Consider the following 25,932-nt stretch of genomic DNA (forward strand, 5'->3'; position numbering starts at 1 on the left):
TTGATGCCCCAAATTCAATTCAAGACAAGCATTTCCAAGGGAATTGCCTTACGCACACGCGTCATCAAACTCAGAATCGAGCCTAACGCGAATAAAAAGTAAAATCTATCTCGGTAAATTTCAATTATCATTTGATAATTAGGAAGCTGTTCTGCCTTGATATCGGACCTTGCGAATGGCTGCACAGTTAAGCCGGTGCTGCGCACAGATTGCAAGGCTCCCCAGCGTCTTGAGATCGCCGTCGCTCGCTTGCCCAGACACGGCGGATCGGAGCAGCGCCATTCGAGGCGGGGATTCGCGTTCGGTTTGGGACCAGGACGAAGGAATCATGCCTTCGCGGCCGCGAAAAATCCGCTAGAGCCTGGGCCCTTCCCGACTCTGCGAAGAGGTGCGCCATGTCCGAAGCGATGCCCGAAGCCTTCGATCCCCAGCCCGCCGCGGACATCCTGCTGGCGGCCTCCCGCGAGGGGCGGCAGTTCGCGGAACTGCCCGAGGCCGTGCGCCCGCGGACGATGGCCGAGGGCTACGATGTTCAGGATCTGCTGGTGGCGGCGCTGGGCGCCGAAACCGCCGGGTGGAAACTCGCCATCGGCAGCCACAGGGGCAAGCGCGGCTCGGGGGTCGGTCGCTCCATCGCCGGGCGGGTGCTGCGGAACCGGCTCCACGGCGACGAGGCCGAACTCCGGATGCCGCATACCGGAGCGGTGACGATCGAGTTCGAGATCGCCTACGTGATCGCCCGCGACATCACCCCCGCCGCCCCCGCGGTCCCGGCCGCCGAGGTCGTCGGCGAGACCCGGGCGGCGTTCGAACTCGTTCTGTCCCGCTACCTCGATCGGCGTGCCGTCGGCTGGCCGAGCTTCGCGGCCGACAATTCCGCCTTCCAGGCCCTGGTGCTCGGCCCGGTCGTGGCGACGGCGGACCTCGCCGACCTGGCCCGCAGCCTCGTGGTCGAGGTCGACGGGACGGAGCGGGTCCGCGCCGTGACGGGGGAGGACGAGACCGATCCCCTGGCCGCGCTCACCGACCTCATGGCCGTGGCCCGCGAGCGCGGCATGACCATTCCGGCCGGCAGCATCGTCTCCACCGGCACGCTCTCGGTGCCCTTCGACCTGACGGGACCGGGCCGGATCACGGCCCGGTTTTTGGGCCAGACCCTCGGGTTCACGCTCCTGCCGGTTTGACCGGGCCGACCGAGGGGCGCTCCGCTTCCGCCGCGCGCCGCGCCTCGCATTCCGCCCGGATCTCGGCGCTCGATGCCCCGAGGGCGGGCGGCATGCGGCGCACGGGCAGGCGCTCTCCGTCGAGGCGGTAGGGCGGGGCGAGGACGTGGGCGGTGGGAGAGGCGTCGCCGCCCTGGGGCAGCACGAGGTTGCCGGCGTGGGCCCGGTCGGAGGTCAGGGCCTCGTGCAGGCCCAGCACCTCTCCGCAGGGAATGCCGGCCGCGTCGAGCCGGGCGATGAGGTCGGCCCGGCTCCAGCGGGCGAGTTCGGCCTCGATCACCGGCAGGAACTGCGCGCGGTTGCGCGAGCGTTCCAGGTTCGTGGAGAAGCGCGGGTCGCTGGCGAGGTCCGGGCGCGCCAGCACCTCGTCGCAGAGACGGCGATACTGGCCGTTGTTGCCCACCGCCAGCACGATCGGCCCGTCCCCGGCCTGGAACACGCCGTAGGGCGCGATCGACGGATGGGCGTTGCCGGCGCGGACGGGATCGTGCCCGCGCACCATCGCCTCCAGGCCGCAATAGGCCGTGAGCGCCAGGCCGCAATCGAACAACGCGAGCTCGATGTGGCGGCCGCGCCCGGTGCGCTCGCGCTCGAACAGGGCGGCGAGCACCCCCTGCGCGGCGTATTGCCCGGTGAAGAGGTCGACCGCCGCCAGGCCGAACTTGAGGGGTGGCCGCTCGGCCTCGCCGTTGAGCGCCATCAAGCCGGCCTCGCCCTGGACCACGATGTCGTAGCCCGGGCGGGTCGCCTCCGGCCCGTCCGAGGCGTAGCCGGAGATCGAGCAGTAGATCAGGCGCGGATTCTCGGCACTCAGGGCCGCGTAGCCGAGGCCGAGGCGATCCGCGCCCCCGGTCTTGAAGTTCTGCACCACCACGTCGCAGGTGCGGGCGAGATCGCGCGCCACGGCCAGGCCCTCCGGGGAGGCGAGGTCGAGGGTGATCGAGCGCTTGTTGCGGTTGGCGGCGTCGAAATACGAGGTGTTGGTCGCCCCCGTGCGCAGGCCCCAGTCGCGGGTGTCGTCGCCGCGCTCGGGGTGCTCGACCTTGATCACCTCGGCACCGAGGTCGCCGAGGCACATGGCGCTCCAGGGCCCGGCGAGCACGCGCGAGAGGTCGAGCACGCGGATGCCGTCGAGCGGCAGTGGCCGCGGAAGGGTACGAGGGCCGTCCTCGCGCGCCGTCGTCTCGGCCATGGTGGGTCTGCCTCTCGTGAATGCGGCACCTGTTCCGGCCTCCGCGACGCTGCTTCGAGCCGCGCCTCTCTATCAGGATTTCGGCCCGCCCCGCGCCCGCCCCGGAGTACCGGGTCGCACAGGTGGCCTGCGCGGCGCGGCCTGCTAGGATCAGAGGAACACGAAGAAGCCCCGAGGAACCGCCATGAACGCCCCGACGCGCCCGCCCGGCTCAGCCGCGCCCACCGCCCCCGCTTCGGCGAGCTTCGCCTGGGAGGACCCCTTCCTCCTCGACGACCAGCTCACCGAGGACGAGCGCGCCATCCACGAGGCCGCCCGGGCCTTCGCGCAGGAGGAGCTCCTGCCCGGCATCGTCGAGGCCTACGCGCAGGAGACCAGCAATCCGGACCTGTTCCGGAAGATGGGCGAGCGCGGGCTCCTCGGCGTCACCCTGCCCGAGGAATACGGCGGCGCCGATGCGACTTACGTCGCCTACGGCCTCGTGGCCCGCGCCGTCGAGGCGGTGGATTCCGGCTACCGCTCGATGATGAGCGTGCAATCCTCCCTGGTGATGTACCCGATCCACGCCTACGGCTCGGAGGCGCAGCGCCGGAAGTTCCTGCCCAAGCTCGCCTCGGGCGCGTGGATCGGCTGCTTCGGCCTGACCGAGCCCGATGCCGGTTCCGACCCGGCCGGGATGAAGACGAAGGCGGTGAGGACCGACGGGGGCTATCGCCTGTCGGGGGCCAAGATGTGGATCTCCAACGCGCCCTTCGCCGACGTCTTCGTGGTCTGGGCCAAATCCGAGGCGCACGAGGGCGCGATCCGGGGCTTCGTCCTGGAAAAGGGCATGAAGGGCCTCTCGACCCCGACCCTGAAGGGCAAGCTCTCCCTGCGGGCCTCCACCACGGGAGAGATCGTGATGGAGAACGTCGAGGTGGGCGAGGACGCGCTCCTGCCCGACGTCTCCGGCCTCAAGGGACCGTTCGGCTGTCTCAACCGGGCGCGCTACGGCATCGCCTGGGGCGCCATGGGCGCGGCGGAGGATTGCTGGCACCGGGCCCGGTCCTACACCCTGGAGCGCAAGCAGTTCGGCCGGCCCCTGGCCCAGACCCAGCTCGTGCAGAAGAAGCTCGCCGACATGCAGACCGAGATCGCCCTCGGGCTCCAGGCCGCCCTGCGGGTCGGCCGTCTGTTCGACGAAGGCCGGATGGCGCCCGAGATGATCTCGCTGATCAAGCGCAACAATTGCGGGAAAGCCCTCGACATCGCCCGCACCGCCCGCGACATGCACGGCGGCAACGGCATCATGGGCGAGTACCACGTGATGCGTCACGCCCAGAACCTCGAGACGGTGAACACCTACGAGGGCACGCACGACGTCCATGCGCTGATCCTCGGCCGGGCGCAGACGGGGCTGCAGGCGTTCTTCTGACGAGGCGGGGCGGGTGGACGCTCGCCGTCCCCGGCCCTCGGTCCACACGGCGAAGGCCCCGCCTCCCTGGCCTTCTCCGGAGAGGACTGGCATCGTTCCCGGGGGAGAGGACACCGCGCCGTGGCTCAGAGGGACGTGATGCCGCCGCCATCCCGACGCCTCGGTCGCCCGCCGCGCGGGACCGAGGGCGACGTGCTGCTGCGCGTCCTCGCCGCCGCCAAGACCGTGTTCCTCACCGAGGGCTTCGAAGCGGCGAGCATCGACGCGATCGCGGGTTCCGCCGGCCTGTCGAAGAAGACGATCTACACGCGCTTCGCCTCCAAGGTGGATCTCTTCGAGGCGGTGTGCGTGCGCTTCATCGAGGAGAACGTGCCCTCCATCGAGAAGGTGGCGGCGGAGGCCGGCTCCGTGGAGGAGCGGCTGCACCGCATCGCCCTGGCGATCCTCGAGACCGTGGTGACGCCGGACTGCATCGCGTTCCGGCGGGTCATGGTGGCCGAGGCCGGACGCTTCCCGGAATTCGCCCGGGCGCTCCACGATTTCGGACTGGCGCGGGTGGTGCCCCTCGTGGAGCACTGCCTGGAGGACGGCGTGCGCTCGGGCGCCCTCGCGGTGGACGATGTCCGGTACGCGGCCGATGCCTTCCTGGGCCTGACCATCCGGGGCTTCGTCGACCGGACGGAGCTGGGCCTGGAGCGGCCGGGCATGACCCACGTCAAGCGCGAGACGCTGAAGCGGTCGCTCGATTTCTTCCTGCGGGCGTGCCGGCCCTGATCCCGTCTCAGGCGGCCCGTGAGTCCGGGTGCCGAAGGCCGGCCGCCAGCGGCAGGGCGACGGCACAGAGTGCCGCCATGCCCCAGAACGCGTCCGCCCCGAACCGTCCGTAGAGCCACCCGGAGAGCCCGGTCAGGACGGTGTTGGCGAGCCCGAGGCCCAAGGTCGCGTAGAGCGTCTGCGCGGTGGCGCCGTCGCGGGCGGGCACGAGTTCGGCGAGGAGCCGCATGTTGGCCAGATGCAGCAGCGCGAAGGTGAAGCCGTGCAGGGCCTGGCCGATCGCCAGCATCGGCACCGCCACCGTCGTCGCCATGATCGCCCAGCGCAGGATCCCGGCGCCGGCCGCCAGCATCGCCGCCCCGGCAGTGCCGAGGCGCTCCAGCAGCCAGGCCCCGCCCAGGACGAACACCGCGACCTCCGAGAGCACGGCCAGCGACCAGAGGAGACTGACGGTGCCGGGGCCGAGGCCCGCCGCACGCCAGCGGATCACCGCGAAAGCCTCGTGCAGGGCGTGGCTGCCGATCACGAGAGCCGCCACGAGGAGCACCCGCCGGAAGAGCGGCGCGGCCAGTAGCGCGCGCAGGACGTGGCGAGGAGCGTCTTGCGGGGCCGGCACGTCCAGTTCAGCGGCCCGCGGGGCTGCGGGCACCCGACGCGCCGCGAGGGCGGTGAGCAGGAACAGCAGGCCGCTCGTTACGAGGACGCTGGACAGGCCGGCCCAGGCGACCGCCTGGCCGGATGCCAGGGTCGCCAGGATGAAGGCGGCGGAGCCGGCGCCCCGGACCCAGCCATAGGCGAAGGTGCGCTCCCGCTCCACCGCCGCGAGGGTGAGGGCATCGGCCAGGGGCGCGAGGCCCGCGAGCGCGATGGCCTGTGCGAGGCCGAGGACGAGGAGCGCGGGGAAGCCCTGCCCGAGGAGGGTGGCGAAGGCCAGAAGGCCGGCGGCGGCCGCGCCGGTGGCCACCACGGTCCGCGTGGCGTCGAGGCGATCGGCGATCCGCCCCGCCACCGGCCCGGCCACGAGGCGCATCAGCGTGCCGGCCGCGAGCACGATCCCGATCTCGGAGGCGTCGAGCCCGCGCGCGCCGAGGAAGCTCGGCAGGAATGGCGAGACCATCCCGTAGGCGGCATAGAGGCTGCCCTGCAGGAACACGAAGGCCGGGAAGGAACCGAGGCCGGGTCGGGCAGGGAGACTGCGCATCCGTCCAGGCTCCGCCTCTGCGCTCCGGGGCTCGGACGCCGGGTCCGGTCCTTCAGGGTGCCTTCGCGGGCGGGAAGGCGGTGCCGGGGCAATTGGCGGCCAGCCCCGTCTCGCCGACCCGGTCGGGCGCACAGGCGGGAATGGCCGGGCGTCCGCCGTTCTCGATGCGCGCCTCCTGCAGGCGGTCGTACTTCCACAGGCCGAGGCCGATCACCACCAGGATGGCGAGGAGGGCGGCGCCCGCCAGCGGCAGCCAGCGCGGCATCAGCGGGCGCTCGCGCCGGCTTCCGGCACGGGCTGGGTGTGGGCCGTGTCGCCGTGCTTGACGAAGGTGAACAGGATCAGCCCCGCCAGGAGAGCGACGACGGCGATGAAGATGGGGAACAGGCGACGCATCGGAAGGGAACCACGCAGGCGGGACGGATCACCGGAACCGCGCCGGCGGATGCGGGTAACGCGCGGGACCGGCGCGTGGTCGCAGGGCGGAAACTCACAAATTCGATGGCGCGCCCCGAAGGCACCGTCAGGACGGGGTCGTGACCCGCTGCCCGGCCGCGCCGTAGCCGAGACGGGCGCCCTCGCGGTTGACGATCCCGAAGCGCAGGGTCGCCTCCTCGAGATAGTCGATCGCCGCGAGGAGGACGCGCCGGGCCGGCTCCACGGCCTCCGGTTCGTCCTCGGGCGGCGTCTCGGCGAAGTTGACGGCGGCGATGAGCACCCGGTCGCGCTCGTCCTCGATCCGGCGGTCGCGCTCGACGCGGCCCCGGATCTCGGTGTCGAAGGCCGCCACCACCGTGAAGGGGAAGTCGTCGCGGCGGGATCCCCGCGGATAGGCCAGGGTCAGGCGGCGGGCGAGGTCGGCCGCGCGGCGGACCTGGTCTGCGAGCTTGGCGTCCATGGGGGCCTCCGGCGCCGACGGGACCGCCGGCGCGGGGGCAACGCACCGCATCCGGTCACCGGTTCCGACCCTGCACCAAAGGCGCTCCGCCGCGTTGTCGCTCCATGACCAGACCAACGCCGACCGCTCCAAGCCGAATCGATCCAGGCCCAATCGAGCCAGGGCCTCGCCTCGGCTTCTGCTGCAAGTTCATCCTCGAACCGCCGTCCGAGCCCTTCAAGACGCTGAAGGCCGCCCGCGAGGCGACCCTGCAGATGAACCTGACCCACGCCACCATGGCCCATCTGAAGACCCTGGCGCCGGTCGCGCGCCGGGCGAAGCTCGAGGGTCTCGTGCGCCACAACCTCGGCGCCCTGGAGCGGCAGGTGACCTGGGTCGCCGACCGCCAGCCGATCGAGCGCCTGCTGCGGATCGCCAGCAACGTCCTGCCCGGCTACACGCACGCGGTGGCGCAGGACGTCTACGCCGAGCCCGAGATGCGCCGCCTCGTCGAGGACGGCCTCGCCCGGATCGGCGACATCGCCCGGGCGGGGGCGGTGCGCCTGAGCTTCCATCCCGGGCCGTTCTGCGTCATCGCCTCGCAGAATCCGGCCGCCCAGCGCAACGGCATCGAGGAACTGGAGCACCATGCCGAGCTCATGGCGATGCTCGGCTACGGCCGAGGCTGGCACCCGCACGGGGCGCACATCAACATCCATGTCGGCGCCCGCGATCCCGGCCTCGAAGGGTTCCGCGCCAGCCTGCCCGAGCTCTCCCAGACCGCCCGCGACCTCCTCACCGTGGAGAACGACGAGAATTTCTTCGGATTGGATACGGTGCTGGGTCTGGCCGACGTCGTGCCGGTGGTGCTCGACCTGCATCACCACTGGGTCGAGAGCCGGGGCGAATACATCGAGCCGGACGATCCCCGCGTGGCCCGGGTGCGCGAATCCTGGCGCGGCGTCCGCCCGGTCGCCCATATCAGCGTCTCGCGGGAGGGCCTGCTGGAGGGCCACGACCCGAAGGCCCTGCCGGATTTCGCCACCCTGTCCGAGGCCGGCCACAGCTGGCGGGATCTGGCCGCCCATTCCGACATGATGTGGAACCGGGCCGTCAACGCCCTGGTCGCCCGCCACATGGCCTGGGCGGATTTCGAGATCGAGGCCAAATCCAAGAACATCGCCTCGGCCGGCATCGCCGCCGAGATCGCCACTGCACTCCCGACAGCGCAGATCGAGGTCGCGGCCTGAAGCGGTGCGCGGTGACGTAGGATTTCGAGCGCGCCGCTCAGTGGTCGTGGTCGTGCCCGTCGGGCTCCGGCAGGGTCAGGCCGAAATGGCTGACGAGGTCCTGCACCTGGCCCGGGCTGAGGTGGCGCGGGTTGAGGTTGCGCAGGAGAAGGTAGAGCTTGGCCGTCTCCTCCAATTCCTCGGTGGCGAAGACCGCGTTCTCCAGGGTGGAGCCGGCCACCACCGGGCCGTGATTGGCCAGCAGCACCGAGGCATAGCGGCCGGCAAGGCCCCGGATCGCATCCGCCACCGCCGGGTCGCCCGGCCGGTAATAGGGCACCAGGGCCGTGGCCCCGGCCCGCATGAGATAATAGGGCGTGAGCGGCGGCAGCACCGCCTTCGGGTCGATCTCGGGCAGCATCGACACCGCCACCGCGTGGGTCGAGTGCAGGTGGACGATGGCGCGGGCTTGCCGCCGGCTGTCGTAGAGCGCCGCGTGGAGCGGGATCTCCTTGGTGGGCGCGTGGCCCGAGACCAGGGTGCCGGTCGCGTCGAGGCGCGAGATCGTGGCCGGGTCGAGGAAGCCGAGCGAGGCGTTGGTCGGCGTCACCAGCCAGCCGCCGTCGTCGAGGCGCAGGGAGATGTTGCCCGACGAGCCCGGCGTCAGGCCGCGCTCGAACAGCGAGCGGCCGAACCGGCAGATCTGTTCGCGAAGCGTCGTCTCGCTCATGGCGGTCCTTCAGGTCAGCGGAGGAAGGCGCGATCTCAGGCGGTGGCGCCCGCGATCAGTTCGTAGCCGAGGTCGACGGTCTCGGCCGGACCGTCGGCGGCGAGGCGCTCGGCGGCGGCGGTCCCGATCTCCAGGCGCGGCGTGCGGATGGTGGTCAGCGGCTGAGGCATCGCGGCGGCGATGTCGAGGGCGTTGAAGCCGAACAGGGCGAGGCGCCCCGGCACCGCGATCCCCTCCGCGAGGCAGTGGAAGTAGCCGCCGAGCGCCATGTCGTCGTTGGAGAAGTAGATGGCGTCGAGGTCGGGCCGGCGGACGAGCAGGCGCTCCAGGGCCGCGCGCCCGGCCGCCGCCGAAGAGGGACCCGGCGCGATCTCGGTCTCCGCGAGCGGGTGCCCGGCCTGTTTCAGCGTCTCGCGGAAGCCGGCGAGGCGCTTGGCCGCGCGCAGGTCCCGCGCGATGTCGTGGCCGACATAGCCGATCCGGCGGTAGCCCCGCGCGAGCAGGTGCCGGGCGCTGTCGCAGCCCACCGCCCGGTTCGAGAAGCCCACCACGATGTCGAGGCCGGCCCCGTCGGTGTCGATCATCTCGACGATGCGGATGCCGCTCGCCCGCAGGCGCGCGACGGCGCCCACCGTGTGCTCCAGGCCGGTGACGATGAGGCCGGCGGGGCGCCAGGACAGGAGGGCGCCGATCAGGGCCTCCTCGCGCTCGGGGTCGTAGTCCGAAACCCCGATCACGCTCTGGAAGCCGTCCCGGTCGAGGGCCGCGTTGGCGCCGCGCAGGAGGTCCGGAAACACGATGTTGGTCAGCGACGGGATGATGATGCCCACGAGCTTGGCGCCCGCCGTCGTGCCAGAGCCGGCCAGCATGCCGGCCAGCCGGTTCGGCACGTAGCCGAGGCGGGCCACCGCTTCCGCCACCCGGTCCTGCGTCCGCTTCGAGAACGAGCCCTGGTTGCGCAGGACCCGCGAGACCGTGCTCTCGCCGACGCCGGCCTCGCGGGCGACGTCGGCGAGGGTCACGAGGCGGCGTTCGGGTGCGGGCGGGGGCTCACGGACGTTCATCGGCGGCTTCGTCCTGTATCTTTAGGCTCGTCGAAGAAGGGAGCGAGAAAGCCCATAGCAAGGTTAGCCGATGACAACAATCAGATTGGCAGCGCTGCCAATCCCTGCTAGGTAAGATGCAAGCGCTGCCAAACAGAGCAGTGCCGCGATAAGACGATGCAACGCCAGAACGGCAACGCGAAGAGCGCGCCGGCAGGAGGAAACATGAGCGTGCAGGCCGCCAGCGCGCGGGGCATCGATGCGCCCGCCGGGGATTTCGTCGAACAGACCTACCGCAAAGTGTTCTGGCGGCTCGTGCCGTTCCTGATGCTCTGCTACGTGGTCGCCTATCTCGACCGTGTGAACGTGGGCTTCGCCAAGCTCCAGATGTCCCAGGAGCTGGGCTTCAGCGAGACCGTCTACGGCCTCGGCGCCGGCCTGTTCTTCATCGGCTACTTCCTGTTCGAGGTGCCCTCGAACGTCATCCTGCACCGGGTCGGCGCCCGGGTCTGGATCGCCCGCATCATGATCACCTGGGGCATCATCTCCGCCGGGTTCATGTTCGTGAACTCGGCCACTTCGTTCTACATCATGCGCTTCCTGCTGGGCCTGGCCGAGGCGGGCTTCTACCCGGGCGTGATCCTCTACACGACGACCTGGTTCCCGGCCCATCGCCGTGCCCGCGTGATCGCGGTGTTCATGTCGGCGATTCCCGTCTCGGGCATCTTCGGCAACCCGCTCTCCGGCTGGATCATGGACGCCTTCAACGGCGCCTACGGCCTCTCCGGCTGGCAGTGGATGTTCGTGATCGAGGCCGTGCCGGCGGTGCTGGTGGGCCTCGCCGTGTTCTTCTACCTCGACAACCGGCCCTCCGAGGCCAAGTGGCTCGACGCCGCCGAGAAGCAGGTCATCGAGCGCGACATCGCCGCCGACGGCGCCGGCAAGGAGCAGAGCCCGCATTCCATCGCCACCGTGTTCCGCAACGGCCGGATCTGGTTCATGAGCCTGATCTACTTCGCCTTCGTCACGGGCCAGTACGGCCTGACCTTCTGGATGCCGACCATCGTCAAGGCATCCGGGGTCCAGGGCAACCTGAACATCGGCCTCGTCAGCGCGATCCCGTTCCTGTTCGCGGTCTTCGTGATGATCCTGCTCGGCCGAAGCGCCGACCGGATGCGCGAGCGCCGCTGGCACCTCATCGTCCCGGCTCTGTGCGGCGCGGTGGGCTTCGTGGTCGCCGCCAGCACGGGCAGCACCGTCGTGGCCATCGCGGCCCTCGCCGTGGCCGCCGGCGGCGTGCTCACCTGTGCGCCCCTGTTCTGGTCCCTGCCCACCGCCTTCCTCAGCGGCGCCGGAGCCGCGGCCGGCATCGCGCTGATCAACTCGGTGGGCAACCTCGCGGGCTTCGCCAGCCCCTACGTCATCGGGGCCCTGCGCGACTCCACCGGCAGCACCGCCGCCGGCATGTACGCCTTGGCCGTGATGCTGGTGATCGGTTCGGTCTGCGTGTTCGTCACCCCGAAGCACTTGGTCAACCGCTGAGGCGGACGGCCGGCGGCCCAGCACCGCTGGCCCTTCCCATCCCGCATCCCGTCAAACCGCCAAAGGGTCATCCCATGAGCAACGCACCCACCGCCCCGCGCGCGGCCGCAAACGACCGTGCGGCCGTGATCGGCCTCGGCTCCATGGGCGCCGGCATGGCCGGATCGCTCCTCCGGGCCGGCTTCGACGTCGCGGCCTGCGACGTGAACGCGGAGGCCGTGTCGCGCTTTGCCGCCAGCGGAGGGCAGGCGGCGGCGAACCCGGCGGCGGCGGCGGAGGGCGCCGACGTGGTGATCTGCGTCGTCGTCAACGCCGCCCAGACCGAGGCGGTGCTGTTCGGGCCAGACGGGGCCGCCGAGACCATGCGGGAAGGCGCGGTGTTCGTCTCCTCCGCCACCATGGATCCGGCCATCGCCCGGCGCCTCGCGGCCCGGCTGGAGGAGACCGGGCGCCATTATCTCGACGCCCCGATGAGCGGGGGCGCGGCGCGGGCGGCGGCGGGCGAACTCACCTTCCTGGCCTCCGGCACCAAGGCGGCCTTCGACGCCGCCCGGCCGGCCCTCGACGCCATGGCGGGCAAGCTCTACGAACTCGGCGACGCGGCCGGGCAGGGCGCCGCCTTCAAGATGATCAACCAGCTGCTCGCCGGCGTGCACATCGCCGCCGCCAGCGAGGCGATGAGCTTTGCCGCCAAGCAGGGCCTGGATCTGCGTAAGGTCTACGAGGTGATCACGGCCTCGGCCGGCAATTCCTGGATGTTCGAGAACCGCATGCCGCACGTGCTCGACGGCGATTACAGCCCCAAGAGCGCGGTCGATATCTTCGTCAAGGATCTCGGCATCGTGCAGGACATGGCGCGGGCGGAGACGTATCCCGTGCCGGTGGCCGCCGCCGCGCTCCAGATGTTCCTGATGGCGTCCGGCTCCGGCATGGGCCGGGACGACGACGCCTCGGTGGCCCGCCTCTACGCGCAGGTGGCCGGCGTCACCCTGCCGTCGGCCAAGGCCTGAGGGAGGAACCGATGCCGCGCTTTGCCGCCAACCTCACCCTGATGTTCACGGAACATGCGTTCCTCGACCGCTTCGCCGCCGCCGCGGAGGCTGGCTTCACCGCGGTCGAGTTCCTGTTCCCCTACGAGCATCCGCCTGAGGCCATCGCCGAGCGCCTGGCGCGGTTCGGCCTGACCCAGGCCCTGTTCAACCTGCCGCCCGGCGACTGGGCGGCCGGCGAGCGTGGCCTCGCGGCCTTGGCCGACCGGTTCGCGGAGCTGCAGGCGGGCGTCGAGACCGGCCTGACCTACGCGAAGGCCACAGGCGTCGCCCGGCTCCACCTCATGGCCGGCATGGCCGATGCCCGCGATCGCGGGGCGCAGGACGCCTATCGCCGGGCCGTGGCCTGGACCGCCGAGCGTGCGGAGCGCGAAGGGCTCGACCTCGTGCTGGAGCCGATCAACGCCCGCAACATGCCGGGCTACTTCCTCGATGATTTCGGCGCCGCCGCCCGGCTGATCGAGGCGCTCGCCCTGCCGAACCTCAAGCTCCAGTTCGACCTCTACCACTGCCAGATCCTGCACGGGGACGTGACCACGCGCCTGCGCGACCTGATGCCGATGATCGGGCACGTGCAGACCGCGAGCGTCCCGGCCCGGCACGAGCCCGGCACCGGCGAGATGAACGACGCCTTCCTGTTCGCCGAACTCGACCGGCTCGGCTACACGGGCTTCGTCGGCTGCGAGTACAACCCGGCCGCCGGCACGGAGGCGGGCCTGGGCTGGTTCGCGCCCTATCGCACCTCCCAGGCCCGGGAGGCCGGCCGATGAGTCTCGCCCTCGGATCGGTGGCCGACGACTATACCGGCGCCTCGGACCTCGCCAACACCCTGACCAAGGGAGGCCTGCGCACGGTGCAGACCATCGGCATCCCCGCCGACGACCTGGATCTCGCTGGCGTCGACGCCGTGGTGGTGGCCCTGAAGAGCCGCTCCATTCCGGCCGCGGAGGCCGTGGCGCGCTCCCGCGCGGCCGAGGCCTGGCTGCGCGGGCGGGGTGCGGACCACGTCCTGTTCAAGATCTGCTCGACCTTCGATTCCACCGACGCGGGCAATATCGGCCCCGTGATGGACGCCCTGCGGGCCGATGCCGGCGCGGCCATCGCCCTCGTCACCCCCGCCTTCCCGGAGACGGGGCGCACCGTTTACCAGGGCAACCTCTTCGTCGGCGCGGCGCCGCTGAACGAGAGCCCCCTCAAGGACCATCCCCTCAACCCGATGCGGGACGCCAACCTCGTGCGGGTGCTGGCCCGGCAGAGCGCCGCGCCCGTGGGCCTCGTGGATTTCGCCACCGTGGCGCAAGGCCCCGAGGCCGTGGCCGCGCGCCTCGATGCCCTCGCCGCCGAGGGCGTGGGCGCGGCCATCGCGGACGCCGTCGTCGAGGCCGACCTCGAGACCCTGGGCGCGGCTGCGCTCGGCCACCGCGTCTCCGTGGGCGCCTCGGGCCTCGGCCTCGGCCTCGCCCGTGCCCTGGTCGCGGCCGGGCGCGCCTCCGCACCCGACAGCGCGGCGGATCTCGGCGCGCCGTCGGGCGGCCTGGCCGCCTGCCTCGCCGGCAGCTGCTCGCAGGCGACGCTCGGCCAGATCGCGGCGGCCGAGGCCCTGATGCCGGTGCGCCGCCTGAACCCCGAGCGGCTGCTCGCCGGCGAGGCCGAGACCGAGGCCGAGATCGAGGCCGTCCTGGCCTGGGCCGGCGCGCATATCGGCACCGGTCCCGTCCTCATCGCCAGCAGCGCAGAGCCCGAGACGGTGCGGGCGCTCCAGGCCCGCCACGGCGGCGACCGGGTCGGCCACGCCATCGAGGGCGCATTGGCCCGCATCGCGGAAGCCCTGGTGGCGCGGGGCGTGCGCCGCCTCGTGGTCGCGGGTGGTGAGACGTCGGGAGCGGTCGTCGACCGGCTCGGGCTGAAGGCCTTCCGGCTCGGGCCCGAGATCGCCGCCGGGGTGCCGGTGCTCCGCACGCTGGGGCAGGGCGCGGACATGCTGCTCGCCCTGAAATCCGGCAATTTCGGTGGACCCGACTTCTTTCCCCGTGCCCTCGACCTGATGCGCTGACCCGATCTCCGGAGACGGACCACCCAGAAACGGACCACCCATGCACGCACTCATCCTCGGCGCCGCCGGCATGATCGGCCGGCGCCTCACCGACGCCCTCGCAGCAGCGGGCGACGCCCGCGCCCTCACCCTGGTGGACGTGGTGGAGCCGACGGCGCCCGCCGGCTTCACCGGCTCCGTCGTCACCGCCGCCGCCGACCTCTCGAGCCCCGGCGCGGCGGAGGCCGCGCTGATCGGCCGGCCGGACGTGATCTTCCACCTCGCGGCGATCGTCTCCGGCGAGGCCGAGGCCGACCTGGAGAAGGGCTACCGGGTCAATCTCGACGCCACCCGCCTGCTCCTCGACGCGATCCGGCAGGCCCACACCGCCGAGGGCTACCGCCCGCGCGTGGTCTTCACCTCGTCGCTGGCGGTGTTCGGGCCGCCGCTTCCGAGCGTCATCCCCGACGACATGATCCTGACGCCGGCCACTTCCTACGGCACGCAGAAGGCGATGGGCGAATTGCTGCTCGCCGACTACAGCCGGCGCGGCTTCCTCGACGGCATCGGCCTGCGCCTGCCCACCATCTGCGTGCGCCCGGGCAAGCCCAACAAGGCGGCCTCCGGGTTCTTCTCCGGGATCATCCGCGAGCCGCTGGCCGGCCAGGAAGCGATCCTGCCGGTGCCCGACACCGTGCGCCACTGGTTCGCCAGCCCGCGCTCGGCCACCGATTACCTCCTGCACGCCGCCCGTATCGACCTCGCTCCCCTGGGCCTGCGCCGCAGCCTCACCATGCCGGGTCTCTCCGCGACGGTGGCCGACGAGATCGAGGCCCTGCGCCGGGTCGCCGGCGACGCGGCGGTGGCACTGATCCGGCGCGCGCCGGATCCGGCGATCCAGGCCATCGTCGAGACCTGGCCGGAGGCCTTCGACACGCGCCGCGCCCTCGATCTGGGGTTCAAGGGCGACGCGAACTTCGACGCGCTGGTGGAACTGCACATCGTCGAGACGCGGGGCTGAGAGCGGGCGCCGGCCCCTTCCCCTCCCCTTGCGGGGAGGGGAAGGGGGTGGGGGTGGTTGGGAGACCTTCACCGTGCGGAGGCCAGCGGAGCCGCCCCCACCGTCGATCCCCCGACCAGGGGGGGGAGGCGCCTACCCCCGTACGCGGCCCTCGATCGGGTAGGCCGGGTCGTTGTAGCCCGGCGTCGAGGGGTGGCCGGTGACCACGTGGGCGTCGACCAGGGCTTCGTCCGCGTCGGTGAAGGCGTAGCCCAGCGCGTCCAGATACTCGTCCCACTGCGCCTCCGTGCGCGGGCCGGCGATGACCGAGGTGACGGTGCGGTTGGCCAGGACCCAGTTCACCGCGAACTGCCCCGCCGTCAGGCCGCGCGTGGCCGCGTGGGCCTGGAAGGTCCGGGCGATCACCAGGGATTCCGGCCGCCATTCCGTCTGCATCATGCGGGTGTCCTGACGGCCGGCGCGGGTCCCCTCGGGCGGCGGGGCAGCGGGGTCGTACTTGGCGGTGAGAACGCCCCGGGCCAGCGGCGAGTAGGGCACCACACCGAGGCCGTAATGGGCGCAGGCCGGCAGGTGCTCGGTCTCGGGCATCCGGTTCAGGGCGTTGTAGTAGGGCTGGCTCACCACGGGCCGGTCGATGCCGAGATCGTCGCACAGCCGGCAGATCTCGGCGACGCGCCAGGCCCGGTAGTTCGAGACGCCGAAGTACCGGATCTTGCCCTGCCGCACGAGGAGCGCGATGGCGCCGATGGTCTCGGCGAGCGGCGTGGTGTGGTCCTCCTTGTGGAGGTAGTAGATGTCGATGACGTCGGTACCGAGCCGCCGGAGGCTGGCCTCGGCGGCGCGCAGCACGTGGGCGCGCGACAGGCCGCGATCGTTAACGCCCGGACCCATCGGGTTGGCGACCTTGGTGGCGAGCACCCAGGCCTCGCGGTCCTGAGCGATCGCCCGGCCCACCACCTCCTCGGACCGGCCCTCGTTGTAGACGTCGGCGGTGTCGAGGAAGTTGATGCCGGCGCCCCGGGCGCTGTCGATGATGCGGCCGGCGGTGGCCTCGTCGGTGGGGCCGCCGAACATCATCGTGCCGAGGCAAAGCGGCGAGACCTTGAGGCCCGAGCGGCCGAGATTGCGATACTGCATCGTGTGCGTTTCACTCCGTCGGGGTTCAGGCCCCGTCCTTGATCCATTGGACCACACCGTCTGACCGGCGAAAATCCTCCAGCGCGTGAACCTGCGCCTCAGGCAAGGCCGTGCGGGCCATGGTGGCGAGGGCGTGGCCGGGGCCGAGCTCGAGCACCTTGCCGGCCCCGAATTCGCCGACGCCCTCCAGGCAGGCGGCCCAGTCCAGGGTCTGCGCGACCTGTGCGGCGAGCTTGGCCAGCCCCGTCTCCGGCCGGAACACCGCCGCCCCGTCGAGGCCGCTGAGGAGGCGCGGAGCCGGACGCGGCGGGGTCGCCAGGGGGGCCGCCCGAAGGCGCGCGCGGAAGGCTTCGGCGGCCTGCGCGAGGAGCGGCGTGTGCGAAGGGATGTGCACGGGCAGGCGAACGGCCCGGGCCGCGCCCGCCGCCAGGGCCTGCGCGCAGAGGGCGTCCAGCGCCGCGACGGGCCCGCCCACCACCACGCTGTCGGCGGCGTTGCGGATCGCCGGATGGCACGCATGCCCCTCCGCCATGGCGAAGGCCCGCGCGGCGGGCAAGCCGCGCAGGCCGGCGAGGCCGTAGCCGGGACCGGCCGCCGCATCCATCGCCTCGGCGCGGGCGGCGGCGAGCCGCAGCACCGTCTCGGGCGCGAACAGGCCGGCGCAGCCGAAGGCCGCGAGATCGCCGATGCTGTAGCCCACCACCACGGCGCGCGCGGGTTGCGCCGCCCGAACCAGGGTCCAGGCGGCCAGACCGGCGACGCAGCACAGGATCTGCCCGGTGCGGTTGGCGTGCAGGTCGTCCCCCGAGCGCACGAGGTCGCGCGGATCCCGCCCGAGCAAGGGCGTTGCGGCCGCGAAGACGCCCTGAGCCTCCGGAAGGTCGGCCGTGAGGTCGAACATCCCGGGATGCTGGCCGCCCTGGCCGGAGAGCAGGACCGCGAGGGTCATGGCCGCTCCCAGGCATCGACGAACAGCGTCATGGCGAGGAGGTCGGCCGCTCCACCGGGGCTGAGGCGGCGGGCGACGAAGGCCCTGTGCAGGGCTTCCGCCCGCGCGAACCAGTCGTCCCGGGCGACGCCGCCCTCGGCGAGCAAGCGGGCGGCTCGCGCCCGCGCGAAGGCGAAGCCCTCCGAGCCGCCGCGATGCAGGAGGTTGGTGTCCTCCAGGCGCGCGATGAGGGCGAGGCAGGCTTCCACCCGCGCCGCCTCGGGTGGCTCGGGACGCCGGGCACGGGCGCGGCGCAGGGCCGGCAGGCCGATCGCGTAGAGGGTCGGAAACCCGGCCGCAGCCTCGGCCGGCGCGCCGCCGACGCCGTGGCGCCTGCGCGCCCGCGCGCCGGGCGCATGCAGCAGTTCGGGGCCGTCCAGGATGGCGTCGGCGTAGTGTTCGCGGACATGGGCGCCGAGACTGCCGGCCGCCGGGCACGGACCCAGGGCACCGGCCGCGGCGCTGAGGAGTCCCAGGCCGAAGATGGCGCCGCGGTGCGTGTTCACGCCCCCCGTCGCCGCCCGCATCGCCGCTTCCGCAGCGAGGCCGATGCGGCGCAGTTCGGCCATGGCGGCCCCGGTGGATCCCGCCGCGGCGAGGTCCGCAAAAAAGGGTTCCAGGGCGGACGCACTCGCCCGGAAGGTGTCCGCATCCATGTCCGAATGGCTGCCGCAATCCACATGGCTGACGAGGCCGGGCTTCGGATAGGTGGCGAGCTCCAGGCGCAGGCATTGCGTGGCGAGGCGGGCGATCCGGTCCGGGCCGCCGAAATCCGGAGCGGGGAACCGGGTCTCCGACAGGCGAGCGGGCATCGGCGCGAGGGCGGGCATCGGCATGGCTCAGGCCGCCGGAGGCAGGGCGGTCAGGAGGGCCGCGACCGGCCGGAGCTCCAGCCGCTCCAGGCCCTTGGCCAGGACCGAGCCGCCGGGTCCGGCCGCGTGCAGCTCGCGCCAGTTCACGGCAAATCCGTCGGCGAGGCCGATCTCGCCGTCGAGGCGCATCGGCGCCCGCGCCGCGATACCTGCGAGGCCGTCGAGGAAGGCCTGGTCGACCGGGCCGGGCCAGAGCAGGTCGAGGTCGGAGGTGGCCGAGAGGTAGGGAAGGCCCGTCAGGGCCTGCCAGAGCAGTCCGCCGAACACGCGCGGTTCGTGGCCGTGGGCGGCCCCGTGGGCCAGGAGCGCGTCCAGCACGGGGTTCCAGGCGGCGGGCGCGGCCGCGCGCGCCTCGGCCAGGGTCAGGCCCCGGCGCGGTCGCACCGCCTCGGGCGGGAGCGCGAGGCCGATGCGGCGCTTTCCGAGAGCGGGCGGCAGCGGCAGCCCGGCCGGAACCAGGGCGCCATCCTCGCCGGGCACGCGGCGGCGCACGATCACGGGCCAGCGGCGCGCGGCCCAATCCGCGAGGTGCGGAATCCCGTCGAGATCCGGCCGCTGCGTCAGCAGCCGGCCCCAGGCGGCGGGCGCCACCGCGAGCAGGTCGTGGCGCGCGACCTCACGCACCCTGCGCCTCGCGAATGACGCGGGCGGCGATGTCGTGGGCCAGCAGGCGCCCGCCGCGTTCGCGGCCCAGCGCGTCGCGGGTATCGGCCGCCGGGCTGTCCGCGATCAGCGCGGCGATCTGGGGACCGAGGGGCTTGTCGGGGTCGAGGGTCGCCTGCACGGCGCCGGCCTGGACCATGTTGTCGAGGCCGGGCGCGAAGACCGAGGTCGTGCGGGCCATGTCCTGCAGGGTCTCCAAGGGCAGCTTGGTGACGCGGGCCACGGAGGGAAGATCCATCACGCTCGGATGTGCGCCGGGCAGCCCCGCAAGCATGCGGGTGGCCAGGGCCGTGGCGATGAAGGCACCGGCCGCGCTGTGGCCGTAGAGCAGGCCGATGGTCGGATGGCCCTGCGCGTCGGCCAGCAGCAGCGCCTTGGCGAGATGCGCGAGGTACTCGTTGAGGCCGAGGAGTTCGTCGCGCCGGCTCATGCGCTGGCTGTCGGAATCGATGAGCACGAGAATCGGCGTGGCGCCGCCGGCCCGCACCACGTCGAGGACGCGCCCCGCCAGGAGGCAGGCGCCCTCGATCCCGAGGGCCGTGTCGCCGTCGATGCCGATCACGGCGAGGCGGCCGTCGTTCAGGGGTCCCTCGCCGGTGATCAGCCCGTCCGCCACCGTGACGGCGTGCCCCGCCGGGAAGAGAGAGGCGAGGAGGGTTTCGAGGGGCATCTTATCGGGCATCGTGGGACCCCTCCGGCAGGCTGTCGAGCAGGGCGTCGAAGCCCTCGGTGGTCAGGCCCGGCACGGCGTCGGGGTCGTTGACGCCGAGGCGGCCCCAGATCTCGGTGGCGTCCCGGGCGTCGCCGAAGCGCGCGATGCGGGCCTCGAGCCGGGCCTGCTCGGCCTCCAGGGTTTCCAGGTCGAAGGCCGGGGCCTTCGCGATCGCGGCCAGGGCGGCCGCGCGAAACGCCCCGATCGTGTCGGCCGCGAAGGCGTCGGCCGCGCCCAGCAGCCGCCGGTGCTTGCCGCCCATGGTGCGCCAGACGAGGGCCCGGTCACGGGAATCGAATTCCTCGGCGCCCTTGTTGGTCTCGATCACCTCGGGGCCGGAGACGCTGAGGCGACCGCCCTCCGAGATGACGAGGCGCGCGCAGGTGCCGGCGATGAGACCGCCGCCGCCGTAGCAGCCGGCCCGGCCGCCGATCAGGCCGACGACGGGAATGCCGGCGGCGCGGACCTGGGTGATCGCCCGCATGATCTCGGCGATGGCCGTCTCGCCGGCATTGGCCTCCTGCAGGCGCACGCCCCCGGTGTCGAACAGGATCAGCACGGCGGCGGGCTTCACGACGAGCGCTGCCCGCAGCAGGCCGACGAGCTTGGCGCCGTGGACCTCGCCGAAGGCCCCGCCCATGAAGCGGCCCTCCTGGGCGGCGACCAGGACATCCCGACCGTCGAGGCGCCCCCGCCCGACGATCATGCCATCGTCGAAGGCGCGGGGCAGGTCGAACAGCGGCAGGTGCGGGCTCATCATCCGCTGCTCGGGGCCGATGAATTCCTCGACGCTGTCCGCGTCGAGGAGGCCGGCGAGGCGGGCGCGGGCGCTCGCCTCGTACCAGCTCTGGTCGAGGGGCGCGGCGGAGAGGGCGACCGGCTTCCAATCCATCACGGCAGCTCCATCAGGCGCGCGCCCTGGGCGAGGCGCAGGGACACGGTGTCGGGGCGGGCACCCCCGTCGTTGATGGTGATGGTCAGCCCGCCCGGCTGCCGCCGGGCCACGAAATCGGCCACCACCGCGGCCCAGACCGCGCCGTAGCCCTTGATGGCGGTGTCGATCTCCACATGGCAGGCGTCGGGCGCCAGGTTGCGCTCCAGCAGCACTTCGAGGTTGCCGGAGGCGACGACCCCGGTGATCGCGCTGGCCCGCGTGCCGGGGAGCGCCGTCCGGGTGGTGTGGCGGAAGCTCAGCTTCTCCATGACGCGAAATCCCTCACCAGTTCCGGAACTTGGCCGGCGGCTCGTAGAGGCCGCCCGACCAGTGCACGAGGTCCTTGATCGAGCGCGCCGCCAGCAGCGAGCGATCGGCGTCGAGGGGCTCGATGCCGAGATCCTCGGGGCGCTGGATGATGCCCCGCGCCCTCAGGCGCTCGACCTCGGCGTGGTCGCGGCCGCGGCCCACATCGGTGTAACCCGCCACACCCCGGATCGCCTGCTCGCGCTCATCGAGCGTCCGGCACAGCAGCAGGTTGGCGATGCCCTCCTCGGTGACGATGTGGGTCACGTCGTCGGCATAGACCATCACGGGGGCGAGCTCGAGGTCGAGTTTCTTCGCGAGTTCGAGGGCGTCGAGCCGCTCCACGAAGGCCGGCACCAGCTTGTCGCCGAAGGTCTCGACGAGCTGCACCACGAGCTTGCGCCCGCGCCGCAGAGCCGGATCGCCCGTGCCGCCGGCCTCTCGTCCGGCCTTCATCCAGGTGTCGGAGGGATGGCGCCGCCCATGCGGGTCCGAGCCCATGTTCGGCGCGCCGCCGAAGCCCGCCACCCGGTTGGTGGTGACGGTGGAGGAATGCCCCTGGAGGTCGATCTGCAGGGTCGAGCCGATGAACAGGTCGCAGGCATAGAGGCCCGCCGTCTGGCAGAAGGCCCGGTTCGAGCGCAGGGACCCGTCGGAGCCCGTGAAGAACACGTCCGGCCGGGCACGGATGTACTTGTCCATGCCGACCTCGGAGCCGAAGCAGTGGATCTGCTTGACCCAGCCGGATTCGATGGCCGGGATCAGGCTCGGATGCGGATTGAGCGCCCAGTGGGTCGCGATCTGGCCCTTCAGGCCGAGGCGCTCGGCATAGGTCGGGAGCAGCAGCTCGATCGCCGCCGTGCCGAAGCCGATGCCGTGGTTGAGGCGGCGGATGCCGTACGCGGCGTAGATGCCCTTGATCGCCATCATGGCCATCAGGATCTGCGTCTCGGTCACGGCGCCTGGGTCGCGGGTGAAGAGCGGTTCGACGTAGAACGGTTTGTCGGCCTCCACCACGAAATCGACCCGGTCACCGGGAATGTCGACCCGGGGCACCCGGTCGACGATCTCGTTGACCTGCGCCACCACCACGCCGTTCTTGAAGGCGGTCGCCTCCACCACGGTGGGCGTGTCCTCGGTGTTGGGCCCCGTATAGAGGTTGCCGTCCCGGTCGGCCGAGACCCCCGCGATCAGGGCCACGTTCGGCGTCAGGTCGACGAAGTAGCGCGCGAAGAGTTCGAGGTAGGTGTGCACCGCCCCGAGCTCGATCTGGCCGCCGTAGAGCATCTTGGCGATGCGGCCGCCCTGGGGCCCGGAATACGAGTAGTCGAGCCGCCGGGCGATGCCCTGCTCGAAGATGTCGAGGTGCTCGGGCAGGACGATGCCCGACTGCACCATGTGCAGGTCGTGGACCCGGGTCGGATCGCAGGCGGAGAGACCCCGCGCCAGGCAATCGGCCTGCTTCTGGTTGTCGCCCTCCAGGCAGACCCGGTCGCCCGGCTGGAGGATCGCCTCGAGAAGGTCGACGACCCGCCCGGCCGGCACGACCTTGCCCTCCGCGTGGCGCTGCGCCCGTGCGAGGCGCGCCTCGCGGGCGGTGCGTTCCTGGCGCCAATCCATCATCCCGTCCGCTCCCCGCCCCACGCTGCGTATACGAATTGGCGCAAATGGCGCCCCACGACATGCTGGACATCGTTCTCGCCGCTATTCAGTATTCCAAATTGCGCTGTTGTCAATCAACTGTATACTGAGTCCCATAAAGAAACGAATCACCGCATACCCAGGAGGGACGCCCCATGCCGTGTGCATTTCACCCATCGCTTCCGACAACGCGGGAGAACGTCCGATGACCATCTTCGGCGTCGCGCTCCTCGCGCTCTGCACGCTGATCGGCGTGTTCCTCGGCGACCTTCTGGGCGTCGCCCTCGGGGTGAAGGCCAATGTCGGCGGCGTCGGCCTCGCCATGATCCTGCTCATCGCCGCCCGCTCCTGGCTCCTCGCCCGGGGCAAGCTCGGCGGCGGGATCAAGCTCGGGGTCGAGTTCTGGTCGACCATGTACATCCCCATCGTGGTGGCGATGGCCGCGCAGCAGAACGTGGTGGCGGCCGTGCGCGGCGGGCCGATCGTGCTCATCGCGGCCACGGTCTCGCTGCTGCTCTGCTTCGCCTGTGTCGCTGTGCTCGGCCACTTCGGGCGGCGCGAGCCGGCGGAGGACGCCCAGGTCCGACACGGCGGTGCGGTCATCGGCGGCGACCTCGACGACGACGGGGCGGCGCCCGTCGCGCCGCCCCACGCCGTCCGGAAGGCGTGATCCCATGCTGCACATGATCGAACACGTCTTCGTCGAACAGAGCCTGGTGGCCGCCTTCGCGGTCGTCGGCGGGCTGATGCTGATCTCGAACTTCGCCGGCAAGCGCCTCACCGCCGGCCGAGTCCACGGCTCGGCCATCGCCATCGTGCTCGGGCTGGTGCTCGCCTACGTCGCCGGCCTCTATACGGGCGGCAAGAAGGGGGTCGCCGACCTGCCGGTCTTCGCCGGGATCGGCCTCATGGGCGGGGCGATGCTGCGCGACTTCGCCATCGTGGCCACCGCCTTCGAGGTCGACGTGGTGGAGGCGCGCCGTGCCGGCTTCCTCGGCGTCCTGGCGCTGGGCCTCGGCACCGTGATCCCCTTCATCGTCGGGGCGCTCACGGCGGTGGCCTTCGGCTACACCGACGCCGTCAGCATCACGACGATCGGCGCGGGCGCCGTGACCTACATCGTCGGGCCGGTGACCGGGGCGGCGCTCGGCGCGGACTCGGCCGTGATGGCGCTCTCCATCGCCACCGGCGTCACCAAGGCCGTGATGGTCATGGTCGGGACGCCCCTGGTGGCCAAGCTCATCGGCCTGGACAATCCCCGCTCGGCCATGGCCTTCGGCGGCCTGATGGGTACGGTGAGCGGCGTGGCCGGGGGCCTCGCCGCCACGGACCCGAAGCTGGTGCCCTACGGCGCGCTGACGGCGACCTTCCACACCGGCATCGGCTGCCTCGTCGGTCCCTCGCTGTTCTACCTCACGGTTCGGGCGATCGTGGGATGACGGATGGGGTCTCGCGCGTCCTGTGGAGGGAACGAATGACGGACGAGGGCGAAATGGACGAGCAGGGGGCGGAGCGCGGGCTCCTGTCGGAGCAGATCCGCAACGCGCTCACCGACGAGATCGCGGCCGGCCGCCTCGCCGCCGGCACCGCCCTCGACGAGCAGGACCTCGCCGACCGCTTCGGTGCCTCGCGCACGCCCGTGCGGGAGGCGCTGCGCCAGCTCGCCTTCAACGGGCTGGTGGAACTGCGCCCGCGCCGGGGGGTCGTGGTCACGCGCATGACCCCCGAGCGGATCATGGACATGTTCGAGACCACCGCCGAGTTCGAGGCGATGTGCGTGCGGCTCGCCACCTACCGGATGACGCCCCTGGAGCGCAGCCACCTGATGGACCTGCACGCGCGCTCCGGCGACATGGTCGCGGCCGGCGACGTCGATGCCTACGACACCCTGAACCGCAGCTTCCACGAGGCCCTCTACGGAGCCACGCATAACGGCTTCCTCAAGGAGCAGGCATTGGCGCTGCGCACCCGCCTCTCGGGCTTCCGGCGGACACAGCTGCGCCACGGGGACCGGATCCACGGCTCGCGCGAGGAGCACGGAGCCATCCTGGCGGCGATCGCCGAGGGCGACGGCGAGGCGGCCGCCCGGCGCATGCGCGCCCACATGCTCAATGCGGCCAGCGCCCTGCGCCACTACATCGAGGCCCATTCCGACGTGTGATGCAACACGCGCATAGAGAGGAGCCCGGACGGCGCTGGAAATGCGCCGAGCACATGCACCGGGTGCTGCAGCGCACGCCGTGCCGGAAAACCCGGTCCTATATCGAGATCGTACCAAGAAGAACGGCCCCCGGACATCCTGGACTTGATCCTCGAATGTTTGACGGAGACCGGACCTGTACATCTGGATACCACGATCATGAAGAATCGTCTTGCTTCCGCCGCCGCTGCCCTGGTCCTGACCCTGAGCGCCCCCGTCTCATCCGCCCTCGCGCAGAGCTACAGCGCCCCGGCCGGCATCCCCGCCGCCGCCGCGCCCGGCAGCCGCGTCGTCGGCGCCTTCGACGACGTGACCACCGGCTCGATCACCCGCCGCGCGGACGACTCGGCCAAGGCCGGCAACGCCGAGCAGAACAACAAGCCCACCGCCAATTACGGCACCACGTCGGGCGGCCCGGCCTACTGAATTCACGCTCCGCCGGACTGCGCGCGGCGCGGTCCGGCTCGAGCGGCGAACCATCCGGGCTGATAACGGCGGGGCGTGAACCCCGCCGTTTTCGCGTGTCGGGGGTTCGGCGGGCGAGATAGTCGGTCAGGGTCATCCCGAACAGGATCGCGCCCCGGACGAACCCGACGCAGGCGAACAGCCGCACCAGGGGCGGCGCGTGGCGGAGCTCCATCGACACCCGGAGGATGATCGCCGCCATGACGGCGACCACCCCGCGCTCGACGAGCCAGACCTGCTCGAAGGACCGCGTCGCCCCGACCGCAACGTTCACGGCGAACAGCGTCGGGAGCGCCAGGAAGGTGCGCACCGGGTTGCGCAGGCGGCGCCGGAGGAGGCCGCGTCAGGCCGCCGAGCACGAACCGGCCGATTTACCCCCTGGCGTACAGCATCGGGGTGTCGAGGCGTCGGCTGCCCTTATGGATGGTGGCGGTCCAGTTGTAGACCTTCAGCGCCGAGGGCACCGCCACCGCGAAGGAGAAGGCGAGGGCGGCCAGGTCGCTCCGCCCGTTGACGAACATGTGGTGGCCCCAGACGAAGGACGTCACGGAGGCCAGACCAACACGGCGAGCGACATCCTGGGCCTGCCGGAGGCCTGAACGCCCAAAGCCCGCCTGGTTTTCACCGGGGCGGGCTTTGGTGTGTTTTGGTTGCGGGGACAGGATTTGAACCTGTGACCTTCAGGTT

At 71.8% G+C, this 25,932-nt stretch carries 29 protein-coding genes; 13 read left to right on the plus strand and 16 right to left on the minus strand.

The window, feature by feature from the left end; genetic code table 11:
- Positions 1–395: 395 nt before the first annotated feature.
- Positions 396–1,184: a fumarylacetoacetate hydrolase family protein gene (locus tag ACLBWX_RS20565; RefSeq protein ID WP_447678837.1), complete on the plus strand. Its 789-nt coding sequence runs from the start codon at positions 396–398 to the stop codon at positions 1,182–1,184.
- Here the strand turns inward: ACLBWX_RS20565 and ACLBWX_RS20570 are convergent.
- Complete coding sequence (locus ACLBWX_RS20570; protein ID WP_447678838.1) at positions 1,165–2,415, minus strand: CaiB/BaiF CoA transferase family protein; 1,251 nt, start codon at positions 2,413–2,415, stop codon at positions 1,165–1,167. The genes ACLBWX_RS20565 and ACLBWX_RS20570 overlap by 20 nt on opposite strands.
- Before the next feature lie 184 nt (positions 2,416–2,599).
- Here ACLBWX_RS20570 and ACLBWX_RS20575 point away from each other — a divergent pair, with 184 nt between their 5' ends.
- Positions 2,600–3,829, plus strand: coding sequence for an acyl-CoA dehydrogenase (locus ACLBWX_RS20575; RefSeq protein WP_447678839.1), 1,230 nt, complete (start codon positions 2,600–2,602; stop codon positions 3,827–3,829).
- Between the two features lie 120 nt (positions 3,830–3,949).
- The gene (locus ACLBWX_RS20580; RefSeq protein ID WP_447678840.1) at positions 3,950–4,603 is read left to right on the plus strand and encodes a TetR/AcrR family transcriptional regulator; all 654 of its coding nucleotides are present in this window, start codon (positions 3,950–3,952) and stop codon (positions 4,601–4,603) included.
- Between the two features lie 7 nt (positions 4,604–4,610).
- Here the strand turns inward: ACLBWX_RS20580 and ACLBWX_RS20585 are convergent, their stop codons facing one another.
- The 4 genes from ACLBWX_RS20585 to ACLBWX_RS20600 form a co-directional block, all read right to left on the minus strand.
- The gene (locus tag ACLBWX_RS20585) at positions 4,611–5,804 is read right to left on the minus strand and encodes an MFS transporter (RefSeq protein WP_447678841.1); all 1,194 of its coding nucleotides are present in this window, start codon (positions 5,802–5,804) and stop codon (positions 4,611–4,613) included.
- A gap of 52 nt (positions 5,805–5,856) precedes the next feature.
- Positions 5,857–6,069, minus strand: a complete 213-nt coding sequence (locus tag ACLBWX_RS20590; protein ID WP_108040341.1) for a hypothetical protein — start codon at positions 6,067–6,069, stop codon at positions 5,857–5,859.
- Entirely contained in the window at positions 6,069–6,200 is a 132-nt protein-coding gene (locus ACLBWX_RS20595) for a hypothetical protein (RefSeq protein WP_447678842.1), read from the minus strand. Before ACLBWX_RS20595 ends, ACLBWX_RS20590 begins: the two co-directional genes overlap by 1 nt.
- Positions 6,201–6,327: 127 nt before the next feature.
- The gene (locus tag ACLBWX_RS20600) at positions 6,328–6,702 is read right to left on the minus strand and encodes a hypothetical protein (protein WP_447678843.1); all 375 of its coding nucleotides are present in this window, start codon (positions 6,700–6,702) and stop codon (positions 6,328–6,330) included.
- A 104-nt stretch (positions 6,703–6,806) separates the two neighbouring features.
- Between ACLBWX_RS20600 and ACLBWX_RS20605 the strand changes: the two genes are divergently transcribed.
- Entirely contained in the window at positions 6,807–7,931 is a 1,125-nt protein-coding gene (locus ACLBWX_RS20605) for a UV damage endonuclease UvsE (protein ID WP_447678844.1), read from the plus strand.
- A gap of 37 nt (positions 7,932–7,968) precedes the next feature.
- On the opposite strand, the gene otnC is transcribed toward ACLBWX_RS20605, so the two are convergent.
- Positions 7,969–8,640 carry a 3-oxo-tetronate 4-phosphate decarboxylase gene (gene otnC / locus ACLBWX_RS20610; RefSeq protein ID WP_447678845.1) on the minus strand — a complete coding sequence of 224 codons (672 nt, stop codon included), beginning with the start codon at positions 8,638–8,640 and terminating at the stop codon, positions 7,969–7,971.
- A 35-nt stretch (positions 8,641–8,675) separates the two neighbouring features.
- Complete coding sequence (locus ACLBWX_RS20615) at positions 8,676–9,704, minus strand: LacI family DNA-binding transcriptional regulator (protein ID WP_447678846.1); 1,029 nt, start codon at positions 9,702–9,704, stop codon at positions 8,676–8,678.
- Positions 9,705–9,908: 204 nt separating this feature from the next.
- Between ACLBWX_RS20615 and ACLBWX_RS20620 the strand changes: the two genes are divergently transcribed.
- From ACLBWX_RS20620 to denD, 5 genes are all read left to right on the plus strand, one after another.
- Positions 9,909–11,225, plus strand: coding sequence for an MFS transporter (locus ACLBWX_RS20620; RefSeq protein ID WP_447678847.1), 1,317 nt, complete (start codon positions 9,909–9,911; stop codon positions 11,223–11,225).
- 74 nt (positions 11,226–11,299) lie between these two features.
- The gene (gene ltnD / locus ACLBWX_RS20625) at positions 11,300–12,235 is read left to right on the plus strand and encodes an L-threonate dehydrogenase (RefSeq protein WP_447678848.1); all 936 of its coding nucleotides are present in this window, start codon (positions 11,300–11,302) and stop codon (positions 12,233–12,235) included.
- A gap of 11 nt (positions 12,236–12,246) precedes the next feature.
- Positions 12,247–13,044: a 2-oxo-tetronate isomerase gene (gene otnI, locus ACLBWX_RS20630; RefSeq protein ID WP_447678849.1), complete on the plus strand. Its 798-nt coding sequence runs from the start codon at positions 12,247–12,249 to the stop codon at positions 13,042–13,044.
- Positions 13,041–14,327, plus strand: coding sequence for a 3-oxo-tetronate kinase (gene otnK, locus ACLBWX_RS20635; RefSeq protein ID WP_447678850.1), 1,287 nt, complete (start codon positions 13,041–13,043; stop codon positions 14,325–14,327). Before otnI ends, otnK begins: the two co-directional genes overlap by 4 nt.
- Before the next feature lie 40 nt (positions 14,328–14,367).
- The gene (denD, locus tag ACLBWX_RS20640) at positions 14,368–15,327 is read left to right on the plus strand and encodes a D-erythronate dehydrogenase (RefSeq protein ID WP_447678851.1); all 960 of its coding nucleotides are present in this window, start codon (positions 14,368–14,370) and stop codon (positions 15,325–15,327) included.
- Between the two features lie 132 nt (positions 15,328–15,459).
- Here the strand turns inward: denD and ACLBWX_RS20645 are convergent, their stop codons facing one another.
- From ACLBWX_RS20645 to mdcA, 8 genes are read right to left on the minus strand one after another with little or no spacing between them, the layout of a single operon-like run.
- A complete protein-coding gene (locus ACLBWX_RS20645; protein ID WP_447678852.1) occupies positions 15,460–16,464 on the minus strand; it encodes an aldo/keto reductase in 1,005 nt (334 codons plus the stop codon).
- A 25-nt stretch (positions 16,465–16,489) separates the two neighbouring features.
- Positions 16,490–17,413: an acyltransferase domain-containing protein gene (locus ACLBWX_RS20650; protein ID WP_447678853.1), complete on the minus strand. Its 924-nt coding sequence runs from the start codon at positions 17,411–17,413 to the stop codon at positions 16,490–16,492.
- Positions 17,410–18,282 carry a triphosphoribosyl-dephospho-CoA synthase MdcB gene (gene mdcB, locus ACLBWX_RS20655; protein WP_447678854.1) on the minus strand — a complete coding sequence of 291 codons (873 nt, stop codon included), beginning with the start codon at positions 18,280–18,282 and terminating at the stop codon, positions 17,410–17,412. The genes ACLBWX_RS20650 and mdcB overlap by 4 nt, the downstream gene beginning before the upstream one ends.
- Positions 18,283–18,291: 9 nt before the next feature.
- Positions 18,292–18,948, minus strand: a complete 657-nt coding sequence (mdcG, locus tag ACLBWX_RS20660) for a malonate decarboxylase holo-[acyl-carrier-protein] synthase (protein WP_447678855.1) — start codon at positions 18,946–18,948, stop codon at positions 18,292–18,294.
- On the minus strand, positions 18,941–19,657 hold the full coding sequence (gene mdcE, locus ACLBWX_RS20665; RefSeq protein WP_447678865.1) for a biotin-independent malonate decarboxylase subunit gamma: 717 nt from the start codon (positions 19,655–19,657) through the stop codon (positions 18,941–18,943). The genes mdcG and mdcE overlap by 8 nt, the downstream gene beginning before the upstream one ends.
- A gap of 1 nt (position 19,658) precedes the next feature.
- Complete coding sequence (locus ACLBWX_RS20670) at positions 19,659–20,591, minus strand: biotin-independent malonate decarboxylase subunit beta (protein WP_447678856.1); 933 nt, start codon at positions 20,589–20,591, stop codon at positions 19,659–19,661.
- Positions 20,591–20,902, minus strand: coding sequence for a malonate decarboxylase acyl carrier protein (gene mdcC / locus ACLBWX_RS20675; protein ID WP_447678857.1), 312 nt, complete (start codon positions 20,900–20,902; stop codon positions 20,591–20,593). Before mdcC ends, ACLBWX_RS20670 begins: the two co-directional genes overlap by 1 nt.
- A 13-nt stretch (positions 20,903–20,915) precedes the next feature.
- Complete coding sequence (gene mdcA / locus ACLBWX_RS20680; protein WP_447678858.1) at positions 20,916–22,562, minus strand: malonate decarboxylase subunit alpha; 1,647 nt, start codon at positions 22,560–22,562, stop codon at positions 20,916–20,918.
- A gap of 223 nt (positions 22,563–22,785) precedes the next feature.
- On the opposite strand from mdcA, the gene madL reads away from it, so the two are divergent.
- The 4 genes from madL (at position 22,786) to ACLBWX_RS20700 (ending at position 25,206) form a co-directional block, all read left to right on the plus strand.
- Entirely contained in the window at positions 22,786–23,250 is a 465-nt protein-coding gene (gene madL / locus ACLBWX_RS20685; protein ID WP_447678859.1) for a malonate transporter subunit MadL, read from the plus strand.
- Between the two features lie 4 nt (positions 23,251–23,254).
- Complete coding sequence (gene madM, locus ACLBWX_RS20690; RefSeq protein WP_447678860.1) at positions 23,255–24,019, plus strand: malonate transporter subunit MadM; 765 nt, start codon at positions 23,255–23,257, stop codon at positions 24,017–24,019.
- Between the two features lie 35 nt (positions 24,020–24,054).
- Positions 24,055–24,741, plus strand: coding sequence for a GntR family transcriptional regulator (locus ACLBWX_RS20695; RefSeq protein WP_447678861.1), 687 nt, complete (start codon positions 24,055–24,057; stop codon positions 24,739–24,741).
- 198 nt (positions 24,742–24,939) lie between these two features.
- Positions 24,940–25,206 (plus strand): hypothetical protein, encoded by a 267-nt coding sequence (locus ACLBWX_RS20700; RefSeq protein WP_447678862.1) that lies wholly within the window; start codon positions 24,940–24,942, stop codon positions 25,204–25,206.
- Between the two features lie 410 nt (positions 25,207–25,616).
- On the opposite strand, the gene ACLBWX_RS20705 is transcribed toward ACLBWX_RS20700, so the two are convergent.
- Positions 25,617–25,793 carry a cbb3-type cytochrome c oxidase subunit I gene (locus ACLBWX_RS20705; RefSeq protein WP_447678863.1) on the minus strand — a complete coding sequence of 59 codons (177 nt, stop codon included), beginning with the start codon at positions 25,791–25,793 and terminating at the stop codon, positions 25,617–25,619.
- Between the last annotated feature and the right edge of the window lie 139 nt (positions 25,794–25,932).

The sequence above is a fragment of the Methylobacterium sp. M6A4_1b genome (assembly GCF_053345175.1).

What these genes read in the sequence shown, in the direction of transcription:
- ACLBWX_RS20565 (WP_447678837.1), top strand. Translation starts at nt 396, where the DNA reads ATGTCCGAAGCGATGCCCGAAGCCTTCGATCCCCAGCCCGCCGCGGAC.
- ACLBWX_RS20570 (WP_447678838.1), bottom strand. Translation starts at nt 2,415, where the DNA reads ATGGCCGAGACGACGGCGCGCGAGGACGGCCCTCGTACCCTTCCGCGG.
- ACLBWX_RS20575 (WP_447678839.1), top strand. Translation starts at nt 2,600, where the DNA reads ATGAACGCCCCGACGCGCCCGCCCGGCTCAGCCGCGCCCACCGCCCCC.
- ACLBWX_RS20585 (WP_447678841.1), bottom strand. Translation starts at nt 5,804, where the DNA reads ATGCGCAGTCTCCCTGCCCGACCCGGCCTCGGTTCCTTCCCGGCCTTC.
- ACLBWX_RS20590 (WP_108040341.1), bottom strand. Translation starts at nt 6,069, where the DNA reads ATGCCGCGCTGGCTGCCGCTGGCGGGCGCCGCCCTCCTCGCCATCCTG.
- ACLBWX_RS20595 (WP_447678842.1), bottom strand. Translation starts at nt 6,200, where the DNA reads ATGCGTCGCCTGTTCCCCATCTTCATCGCCGTCGTCGCTCTCCTGGCG.
- ACLBWX_RS20600 (WP_447678843.1), bottom strand. Translation starts at nt 6,702, where the DNA reads ATGGACGCCAAGCTCGCAGACCAGGTCCGCCGCGCGGCCGACCTCGCC.
- ACLBWX_RS20605 (WP_447678844.1), top strand. Translation starts at nt 6,807, where the DNA reads ATGACCAGACCAACGCCGACCGCTCCAAGCCGAATCGATCCAGGCCCA.
- otnC (WP_447678845.1), bottom strand. Translation starts at nt 8,640, where the DNA reads ATGAGCGAGACGACGCTTCGCGAACAGATCTGCCGGTTCGGCCGCTCG.
- ACLBWX_RS20615 (WP_447678846.1), bottom strand. Translation starts at nt 9,704, where the DNA reads ATGAACGTCCGTGAGCCCCCGCCCGCACCCGAACGCCGCCTCGTGACC.
- ACLBWX_RS20620 (WP_447678847.1), top strand. Translation starts at nt 9,909, where the DNA reads ATGAGCGTGCAGGCCGCCAGCGCGCGGGGCATCGATGCGCCCGCCGGG.
- ltnD (WP_447678848.1), top strand. Translation starts at nt 11,300, where the DNA reads ATGAGCAACGCACCCACCGCCCCGCGCGCGGCCGCAAACGACCGTGCG.
- otnI (WP_447678849.1), top strand. Translation starts at nt 12,247, where the DNA reads ATGCCGCGCTTTGCCGCCAACCTCACCCTGATGTTCACGGAACATGCG.
- otnK (WP_447678850.1), top strand. Translation starts at nt 13,041, where the DNA reads ATGAGTCTCGCCCTCGGATCGGTGGCCGACGACTATACCGGCGCCTCG.
- denD (WP_447678851.1), top strand. Translation starts at nt 14,368, where the DNA reads ATGCACGCACTCATCCTCGGCGCCGCCGGCATGATCGGCCGGCGCCTC.
- ACLBWX_RS20645 (WP_447678852.1), bottom strand. Translation starts at nt 16,464, where the DNA reads ATGCAGTATCGCAATCTCGGCCGCTCGGGCCTCAAGGTCTCGCCGCTT.
- ACLBWX_RS20650 (WP_447678853.1), bottom strand. Translation starts at nt 17,413, where the DNA reads ATGACCCTCGCGGTCCTGCTCTCCGGCCAGGGCGGCCAGCATCCCGGG.
- mdcB (WP_447678854.1), bottom strand. Translation starts at nt 18,282, where the DNA reads ATGCCCGCCCTCGCGCCGATGCCCGCTCGCCTGTCGGAGACCCGGTTC.
- mdcE (WP_447678865.1), bottom strand. Translation starts at nt 19,657, where the DNA reads ATGCCCCTCGAAACCCTCCTCGCCTCTCTCTTCCCGGCGGGGCACGCC.
- ACLBWX_RS20670 (WP_447678856.1), bottom strand. Translation starts at nt 20,591, where the DNA reads ATGGATTGGAAGCCGGTCGCCCTCTCCGCCGCGCCCCTCGACCAGAGC.
- mdcC (WP_447678857.1), bottom strand. Translation starts at nt 20,902, where the DNA reads ATGGAGAAGCTGAGCTTCCGCCACACCACCCGGACGGCGCTCCCCGGC.
- mdcA (WP_447678858.1), bottom strand. Translation starts at nt 22,562, where the DNA reads ATGATGGATTGGCGCCAGGAACGCACCGCCCGCGAGGCGCGCCTCGCA.
- madL (WP_447678859.1), top strand. Translation starts at nt 22,786, where the DNA reads ATGACCATCTTCGGCGTCGCGCTCCTCGCGCTCTGCACGCTGATCGGC.
- madM (WP_447678860.1), top strand. Translation starts at nt 23,255, where the DNA reads ATGCTGCACATGATCGAACACGTCTTCGTCGAACAGAGCCTGGTGGCC.
- ACLBWX_RS20695 (WP_447678861.1), top strand. Translation starts at nt 24,055, where the DNA reads ATGACGGACGAGGGCGAAATGGACGAGCAGGGGGCGGAGCGCGGGCTC.
- ACLBWX_RS20700 (WP_447678862.1), top strand. Translation starts at nt 24,940, where the DNA reads ATGAAGAATCGTCTTGCTTCCGCCGCCGCTGCCCTGGTCCTGACCCTG.